Source organism: Microcystis sp. M113S1 (genome assembly GCF_020246945.1).
In the GTDB taxonomy this organism is placed as follows: domain Bacteria; phylum Cyanobacteriota; class Cyanobacteriia; order Cyanobacteriales; family Microcystaceae; genus Microcystis.
In genome coordinates, this window is sequence record NZ_JADBSA010000166.1 from 23,858 (window position 1) to 29,962 (window position 6,105).

At 40.9% G+C, this 6,105-nt stretch carries 7 protein-coding genes; 2 read left to right on the top strand and 5 right to left on the bottom strand.

Annotation, left to right across the window (positions count from 1 at the left end):
• Positions 1-17 precede the first annotated feature (17 nt).
• Together IM319_RS08520 and IM319_RS08525 are read right to left on the bottom strand one after the other, a co-directional pair.
• Positions 18-2,168: an O-linked N-acetylglucosamine transferase, SPINDLY family protein gene (locus IM319_RS08520; RefSeq protein WP_287735290.1), complete on the bottom strand. Its 2,151-nt coding sequence runs from the start codon at positions 2,166-2,168 to the stop codon at positions 18-20.
• A gap of 303 nt (positions 2,169-2,471) precedes the next feature.
• Positions 2,472-2,963 (bottom strand): c-type cytochrome, encoded by a 492-nt coding sequence (locus IM319_RS08525; RefSeq protein WP_425185002.1) that lies wholly within the window; start codon positions 2,961-2,963, stop codon positions 2,472-2,474.
• 28 nt (positions 2,964-2,991) lie between these two features.
• On the opposite strand from IM319_RS08525, the gene IM319_RS08530 reads away from it, so the two are divergent.
• A complete protein-coding gene (locus IM319_RS08530) occupies positions 2,992-4,053 on the top strand; it encodes a mechanosensitive ion channel family protein (RefSeq protein WP_286824420.1) in 1,062 nt (353 codons plus the stop codon).
• Positions 4,054-4,097: 44 nt separating this feature from the next.
• Here IM319_RS08530 and IM319_RS08535 read toward each other — a convergent pair whose 3' ends face one another.
• From IM319_RS08535 to IM319_RS08545, 3 genes are read right to left on the bottom strand one after another with little or no spacing between them, the layout of a single operon-like run.
• Complete coding sequence (locus IM319_RS08535; protein WP_287687364.1) at positions 4,098-4,778, bottom strand: GerMN domain-containing protein; 681 nt, start codon at positions 4,776-4,778, stop codon at positions 4,098-4,100.
• A 36-nt stretch (positions 4,779-4,814) separates the two neighbouring features.
• Positions 4,815-5,630 (bottom strand): DUF2993 domain-containing protein, encoded by an 816-nt coding sequence (locus IM319_RS08540; protein ID WP_287078607.1) that lies wholly within the window; start codon positions 5,628-5,630, stop codon positions 4,815-4,817.
• A gap of 7 nt (positions 5,631-5,637) precedes the next feature.
• Entirely contained in the window at positions 5,638-5,880 is a 243-nt protein-coding gene (locus IM319_RS08545) for a hypothetical protein (protein ID WP_286824425.1), read from the bottom strand.
• Between the two features lie 90 nt (positions 5,881-5,970).
• Here IM319_RS08545 and IM319_RS08550 point away from each other — a divergent pair.
• On the top strand, positions 5,971-6,105 hold a 135-nt coding region (locus IM319_RS08550; protein ID WP_287735293.1), incomplete at its 3' end, for a helix-turn-helix domain-containing protein.

The following is a 6,105-nucleotide window of genomic DNA, read 5'->3' on the forward strand; positions in this document are numbered from 1 at the left end:
GATTTAATTCTCCCTGATTAACTTTCACAATAGATTTGCCACATTTGACGATAGGCGCTTTCCAGATTTTTAGTAAACTGACGTGCATTCCAAATCGGTGAAGTTTTTCTAGATTCATCTAATTTAGCGATAACTTTGCGTCTCAATTGTTCATCCTTACCTAATTTAATTCCCCAATCGATATACTCCTCATCACTCCAAGCAATACCTTCACTAATTCCCGCATTAACCATTAAAGTATAACTATTTCTCGATGACCATTGTTGACCAACTTTTGTCACCAAAGGTATCCCCATCCACAGCACATCTAAAGTTGTCATTCCTCCCGTAAAAGGATAGGTATCTAAAACCACATCAGCTATTCTTAAATTTGCTCGATAAATTCCTGTGGGATAGAGGGGGAAGATTTTTAATCTCTCATAATTAATTCCTTCTTCCTCGGCAACTTTGAAAAATAATTTTTCCACTGATTTAGCATCACTTAACCCTTGAATACTCAAATAACTATTAGGAACTGCCTTTAAAACTTGTAGCTGAAGTCGAATAGTTTCAGGGTTACGTTTTATCCCCGTTTGTACGGTTAAGTAATTAATTGCATCCTCTGGAATCCCTAAATCATCCCTTCGGAGAGAAGGGTAAGCAACCTCGACACCATCCACACAAATATAGGAATTAGGTAAGCGCCAAATTTTTTCTCGGTAATATTCCTGTGCAGCTGCTGGTAAAACGTAATTATCAGCAAGATAGTAATCAATTGCAGGAATTCCTGACGCATCAAAACCTAACCAAGTCACTTGTATTGGTGCTGGTTTAAGTGCCATGACTTGACAAGTTGTGTTATTAGTGATGCTGTCTAAATCTACCAAAATATCAATATTATCCTGACTAATTTTTTCAGCGATTAGCAGAGGATCAATAGGTAAGCTATAGCAAGCATTTACCTGATTTTTAAAACAATTTTCAGTGATAAAATCTTCTTTTTGAGATACTAGGTATAAAGAGACATGAAATTCATTATAGTCATGATACTTCATTAACCACCTAGAAATTAATCCGATAGAATGATTATATAAGGTATGGGCAATATAGCCAATTTTAAGAACTTTATTTGTATCTTTAATAGTCGATTTTTCCCAGTAATTACAGTTAGAATTATTGCGAACATATTCCTGAAAAAGTTGACCAACACAATTATTAATGTAACGGTTTTTTCTTGGGTTATCTTCTAGGTAAGTTAGAGGGGATACAACTGTTAGGTATGGTTTATTCAATAATCTTGGACATTCTCGATTAGCGATACTTTTTTGCAAAGATTCTGTATATTCTTCAATATCTGCCTTAATATCGACCCAATTACCACTAAATAATTTGACATAAAGAGCAATAAAATCAGCTACAGCTTGAGAAGGCAACCCTTGACAGCTTGTTTTTAATTGACTAGCTACTTGGATAGCAGCGGGAAAATCTCGATTATCAAAATAACATTGATACAGTTCAGCTAACAGATAAATTTGCTCCGGTTCTACTGCTAAACAAGTATTAATAATATCAATAGCCAATGGTTTATTATTCATGGCCAGAGAAGTTACTTTAGCTTCTACTACTTTGATGAAAGTTTGTCGCTGACAGTTAGATTGAAATATTGCTTCCAAGTAAGGGACGGTTTCTGGTATCTGAGAATCGAGAAATTTTTCTAAAACTTCTTCCAATAAACTTAACTCTAGACTCTGGAAATCATTTGTTTTTAACACATCAATAAATAACCAAGTTTTTAACTGCTCTTGCTCGAAATAATTCAAATTAATTGCTAATAAAATAAACCGCAGTAAATTATCAACATTATCGGGACTAATCTCGCGAATATGTCCTCGAATTAACCAACTGGTTTCTAAATTGCCTAACTCTAATTGTCTGCACGCTTCCCCATCCAAAATATTGACTAAATCTACTGTCCACAGCATCACCTCCTGTTCATCCCCTTGACTGAGGAGGAATAACCAAGTAGTTTGTGCTTCTTCTTCCCTAGCTTCCAAAAGATAGGCTAATCCTAAATACCAATAATGACTAATTTCTAGGGGTTCTCTTTCTATCAGTTCTTGATAAAACTGGCTAACTTGCCAGAAATCTCCTTGGATAATTGCCGGTTCAACTTGGGAATGCCAAGACATAAGTATTTATCGTTAAGTGTTTCTACTAGCGTACCCAAATAGAAGCAAAATTTTTCTATATAAGTAAAATTTATCAGTTTCTCAGGGGTTGGGTTTTGGGGTGGTCACTGCGTGCGTTTTGGGGGGGGTGTTGGGGTTTTAGGGTTTTGGGGTGTTGGGGTTTTAGTTGAAATTCCCCACTCCCCTACTTCCCCACTTCCCCATTCCCCCACTTCCCCATTCCCCCACTTCCCCACGTCCCCCACTTCCCACTCTCCACCCGGTTTCAACGAGTCCTAAATTATCATCAACGTCAGCCAAGAGTCAGTTTTTTGAAAGATTTTCTAAATAAACCAATAAATCGGCCATAGCTTGAGAATCGGGCTGAAATTTGGGCATTGGTGGGGTTTTACCGCTAATTACCTGTTCAATCAGACTAATTCTCGATTTGCGATGGGAAACGTCCTCTAAACTCGGTCCGACGATGCCATCAGCAAACTGGCCGTGACAAGCAGCACAGTTAATCTGAAAGATTTCGTAACCGCGACTGACATTACCTTGTAGGGATAACACCTCTTTAATGTAGGGATCTGACATCTTAGCCAGATGAAAGGTGATTAAATAGGTGCTAATCAAGAACAAAACCACGATTATAACCATTAAGAATCGATAAAGTCCGAATTTTGGTTTAACTAACTGACTATTCACGCAAGCTGCCGAAGGAAAGATGAGTTTCTCTTTACATTTTGCAACTTTTTGCCCCAAAATTCCACCGCCCCTGCTAGAGATAGAAAAATGGGGAATAATATAAGACAAAAGTGCATCTTTTTCTAACCCTCTAGCAATGAACCTATTAACCAGACTGGAAGATTGGCCCTATATTATCTTACCTATCACCATCATCCTCAGTTTCCTGCTGTTGGGATGGCTCGTAGAACAGCGCGTTGTCAGTCAACTTTTATCGATTGCCAGAGAAAAAAACCTGCGTTTCTCGGAAGGGGTTTTACGTTCCCTGCGTGGATTAAGTATACTTTGGTTCGGACTTTTGGGTTTAAATATTGCCCTCTCCCTTCCCAATCTTCCCCTCTTTCCCTCCCTCATTTTCCTGAGCAAACAATTTCTGCTAGTGGCTTTTTTAGCTTCGGCTACTTGGGTTGTTGCTCAATTATCCGTGGAAATATTACGAGTTTATACCACGGGAGATGATGGCATTTCTTCCCTCACTTCCCTATTTGAATTTCTCGCCAAAGTTCTGATTTTTAGCTGCGGTTTTTTGCTTATTCTAAGCTCGATTGGCATTTCGATAACTCCCCTGCTTACTGCCTTGGGTATTGGGGGTGTTTCCCTCGGTTTAGCTCTCCAAAATACCCTAGCTAATTTAATGTCGGGGATTAATATTATCACTTCTAAAAAAGTTAGACCGGGAGATTATATAGAACTGAGAACGGGAGAAGCTGGTTATGTGCGAGATGTGGATTTAAGATGCACAGTAATCGAAGAAATTACCAATAATCTTTTGGTCATTCCCAATGCTCAGATCATTTCTTCTAGTTTCCGTAACTATAGTTTACCAGATAACTCCCTACTGGTTCCCGTGGAAGTGGGCATTAGTTACGATAGTGACTTAGAAAAAGTCGAAAAAGTTACCCTAGAAGTTATGCAAGAAATCGCCCAGCTATTGCAACCTAACCTCGGTGACTATCAACCCTTGATCCTTTATCGTAAATTCGATTACTATAGTATTCTGCTGACAGTTTATCTCAAGGTGGTAGAAGAAGAATTTTTTCAACATCTCACCATTAAACACGAATTTATTAAACTCCTACACCGACGCTATCAGCAAGAAGGAATTAAAATTCCCTATCCAATTCTTTTTCCCTATCCCCCCAGTAATCCCCCTAGTTAACTTCAATTCGCTATCGCAACCAACAATTGAAATGCGCGGACAACCTACAACTGATAATTCTCCTCAAAAAACTTACGAGTCATCGGTTGGGCAACTTCAATACCGTGGCCTTCTCCTAGTAATTCTAGGGGTTTTCCTTCCACTTGAATCCAGACTTTGGCATGGGGATTCTCGGTGGTAGTAGTATAGATGATTTGTGCCAAACGACCGATCAACATATCAGGGCCATCATCAGTGCCAAACTCGCGCGAGAGATTAATCTTAATTCCCGTTTTATCTACTTTTAAATCAAGTAATTTAGTCCCGGGGGGAATAGTAGTCATATCCGGAGGATTACTTGGACCAGCTAATAGAATCTTCAATACTGCTGTTAACTCTCGGTCGTCGCTATCTGCTTTTTGAACGGTAATTTCTTGGGTGACTAATTGATTACCCGTATCAGTCACTTTTAACCAATAAACCTGTCGATTTTCCCTAACAGGAATAGCTGCAGGAGTTGCTGTCGGACTTGTCTCCACTGGACCGGGAGAAACTGGTTTAACAATTGGTGATTGACTTATCGGCACTGGAGTGGGAGATTCAATCGGGTTTTCGCTGTTTTTCTGGGAGGAAGATAGGTGATGGACGGCAAACCAAGCAGTGGCCCCACCAGCAGTAAATAAAGCGAGGCCGATACCAATTATCCAAGGTAAAGAGATTTTATCGCTAGAGCGAGAACTCGGCATAATACTGAAACATCTCCTGTTTTCCGACCGTTAAATTTAATTGGGGTTCCCCGATCGAGGTTCAATGCTGCCAAAGGCGGCTATACTCAGCTTATCATCGTCGATCTGCAATTGGAGAAGGCGGGCGATAATTCCTTGTTTCTCGAAGTTTTTTAAATCTAACTGGGTGGATATACCCTCGGCAAACCCCTTGAGAAGACGCGAGGAGAGGCGACGACCATTAAGAGTGGCTGTGGGGTCAATAAGCTCGATTTTTCGCCCCTGCACTAGCTTAAATCCCACTTCTAAGCTCAGATCGAGGCTGGCTGCCGGTTCGTCCGGCCGTTGTGTCTCTAGCTCCAGCCTCAGAGCGACTCGATTATTATTAAGAAAGTTAAAACTTGCTTGACTAAGTTGATATTTTGTGCTATCAGATTCTTCCCTAGAGGGAATCAGATTATTAATCAGGGTCTGAATTTGTTCTTTGACCGCTGCCGATTGTAGAGCTTGATTAACATTAGTTTCCGTGAGGACGAGATGCAATGCCCCCGCAGCTGGTCGGCGCAAAGCGGCGGCTAAACTGCCGTTTTTTTGCTGTAATCGCCGCAAATCGAGGCTAATTGGCTCAGTTTCTAGCTCGATCTTCTCAATGCGAACATCAGCAAGGGGATAAATTCCCCGTGCTGAAATGCGAACTCGATCGATTTTGCCTTGCAGAGCCTGATAATTGGGAGTATTATCGACCCTCACGGCTAATTGTTCCACTTTTTGGACTTGGGAGCGAAGGGTATGGGCTAAAACCGTATCGATAATTGCCCCCGCCGGAGTTAACAGGGTCAAAACACTAGCGAGAGTGATTGTTAGCCATTCCATCGCTCAATTACACCCATCCAGCTAAATTTTGCCAAGCATTAGTCAAAAGCTGACTTAACCAACGTCGTTGCACTTGATCTAAAATCGCGTCTTCTGCGAGAATTTCTTCAGTAAGATCATCGAGAGATTGACCCTGAGCGCGGGCCATTCTAATAATTCCCGCAATCACGGCAGCGATCATCTCCTCATCGACGGGACGCTGTCGGAGGGCGGCAATTTCTTCGGGGGTAGTCGGGATGGGATAATTCATCGAAAATTTGGGTCTGAAACCCCGTCGTTCTACGACGGCTTTACCGTTAAATACTAGCGCATTTACCAAATATATGCTAAAATGTGAGGCATGGAAAAAGCCTACTCGTTCCGATTTTACCCCACACCCGAACAAGAGTCGCTATTGCGGCGCACTTTGGGCTGTGTAAGATTAGTTTACAATAAAGCTCTCCACGAACGAACACAAGCTTGGTACGAAAAGCAA

Coding starts and splice junctions, on each gene's coding strand:
- IM319_RS08520 (WP_287735290.1), bottom strand. CDS start 2,168: ATGTCTTGGCATTCCCAAGTTGAACCGGCAATTATCCAAGGAGATTTC.
- IM319_RS08530 (WP_286824420.1), top strand. CDS start 2,992: ATGAACCTATTAACCAGACTGGAAGATTGGCCCTATATTATCTTACCT.
- IM319_RS08535 (WP_287687364.1), bottom strand. CDS start 4,778: ATGCCGAGTTCTCGCTCTAGCGATAAAATCTCTTTACCTTGGATAATT.
- IM319_RS08540 (WP_287078607.1), bottom strand. CDS start 5,630: ATGGAATGGCTAACAATCACTCTCGCTAGTGTTTTGACCCTGTTAACT.
- IM319_RS08545 (WP_286824425.1), bottom strand. CDS start 5,880: ATGAATTATCCCATCCCGACTACCCCCGAAGAAATTGCCGCCCTCCGA.